Raw genomic sequence first — 2,160 nt, forward strand, 5'->3', positions numbered from 1 at the left:
GCCCCCATAGAAATGGTTGGATAGAGATAGGATGAACCGTATTGAATTGGTAAACGTGCAATTGCATCAGTATTATCACTAGCCCAGACTTGTGGGAAATAACGCATCATACCAAGATCATTTCGTCCACCACCACCTGAGCAGGACTCAAAGAGAATATGGCTATGCTTCTCTGTCAGATAAGAAACGAGTTCGTAAAGCCCCATCATGTACTGATGAGACTGCATCTGGGTTTCCAGATAAACTGAACCATTCCCCAGATTAGTGATATTGCGGTTCATATCCCATTTGATGTAGTCAATTTTATGATGAAAGAGGAGTTCATCTAAAACATTTTTCAAATATTCTACTACCTGAGGATTGGCAAGATTAAGTACTAATTGATTTCGAGAATAGGTATGCTCATAACCTGGAACCTGAATAGCCCAGTCAGGATGTTTGCGATACAAGTCGCTATCAACAGAAATCATCTCCGGTTCTAACCAAAGCCCAAACTGCAAACCTCTTTCATGGATCGCTGAAATCAGACTTTCTAGACTTCCACCCAGTTTTTTCTCATTCACAACCCAATCACCTAAAGCACGATTATCATCAAAGCGATTACCAAACCACCCATCATCTAATACAAAAAGTTCAATTCCAACTTTCTTAGCTTCATCAGCTAGTTCTAACAGTTTTTCTCTCTGAAAGTCAAAGTAGGTAGCTTCCCAGTTATTGATTAGAATTGGACGCTCTTTTTTAGAAAATTTACTTGGCATAATGTGCTTAAGTACAAAATTCTGACTTTCATGACTAATACCAGTTAATCCCTTATCTGAATAGGTCACTAAAGCTACCGGTGTTTCAAAATTTTCCTCAGGATCTAACTTCCAAGAAAAGTTTTCTGGATTAATGCCAATAGCCACCCGAACTTCATTCAGTTGATTCTTTTGGACAAAAGCTTCGAAGTTTCCACTATACATCAGTTGTAGAGCAAACACATTCCCAGCATCCTCTGTAACTCCTTGATCACATAATAGAAGAGCTGGTGTTTGAGCATGCCCAGAAGCTCCACGGTTCGAACTAATTGAAAAGATTCCTTGCTCTACCTGTTGACGTCGAACAGTCTTTTCACGAGCATAAGCTCCCTGTAAAGTCACCATTTCATAAGCTGCAGCAGGAAAATCAGCCATAAAAGAAAAGTCCTTATGGATGACAACTTCCTGATTACTATTATTTTCGAATTTGCTGTAACTAGCAATTGTCGCATCATTATCAAAAGCCGTATAATACAAAGTAAGACTAAGTTTAGCTTGAGGATCTTTTAAAATCAAGGCAAGCGTCTCTGTAGCATCCATGCTGTGAGGAGAAGGTAAGCCCTGTGGACCATTCTGACCTTTTAAAATCTTTGCTTCTACAAATCGAAAGTCTGTTACTTCAGTTGCATCATGTTGAATCTGTAAAGTTGGTTTTCTAAAGTCACCCAAACCATGTTGTCCAAAAATCTGACGTTGCGTATCCAAACTAAAGGTTCGATTAGTAGCTATGGGATTACCAGAAAAAGCATGATCGCGTTCGTAAACACTATTAGCCCCTCTATAGTTCTTAATAGTCTTTCCTAAATGTTTTAATAATAAGAACCCATCCCTATTTTCAATAATCAAACTTAAACTTTTACTCTCAACGTAAAATAGATTATTCTCTATTCGAACTCCCATAAATTGTACCTCATCCATTTCTTGATAAAATTTTATCACATAAAAGCGCTTTCTAAAATAGAGAAATGTATACAAAGTATGGTAAAATGTTAGGTAGGAGGTGGCCCATGCTCGTTTTTTCAGAATACCAGACTGGAACAATTGATCTCTCTCTTAGCTTCTACGGTTATGAAGAATGCACGCCTAACTATTCTTTTGGCCCAGCTATTCGAGATACCTATGTACTACATTACATTACTAAAGGAAAAGGTCAATTCCATTATAAGGGGAAAATTGTTGATTTAAAGGCAGGAGATTTCTTTTTACTAAAACCAGATGAATTAACATTCTATCAAGCAGATAACCAGGATCCTTGGGCTTACTACTGGTTGGGGATCACTGGAGGGAGGACACCCGACTACTTTGCTCTATCTCAAATTTCTGACCAATCCTACCTCATCCAGTCAAATAACTGTCATACACA

Annotated in this window: 2 protein-coding genes; one reads left to right on the plus strand and one right to left on the minus strand. The window is 38.1% G+C overall.

Annotated elements, in window-relative coordinates:
* A partial coding sequence (locus GMD6S_RS08845; protein ID WP_000538956.1) for an alpha-galactosidase occupies positions 1-1,697 on the minus strand: 1,697 nt, incomplete at its 3' end.
* A gap of 107 nt (positions 1,698-1,804) precedes the next feature.
* Between GMD6S_RS08845 and GMD6S_RS08850 the strand changes: the two genes are divergently transcribed.
* The coding region (locus GMD6S_RS08850; RefSeq protein WP_000959978.1) for an AraC family ligand binding domain-containing protein at positions 1,805-2,160 on the plus strand (356 nt) is incomplete at its 3' end.

The organism is Streptococcus sp. GMD6S, assembly GCF_000297015.1.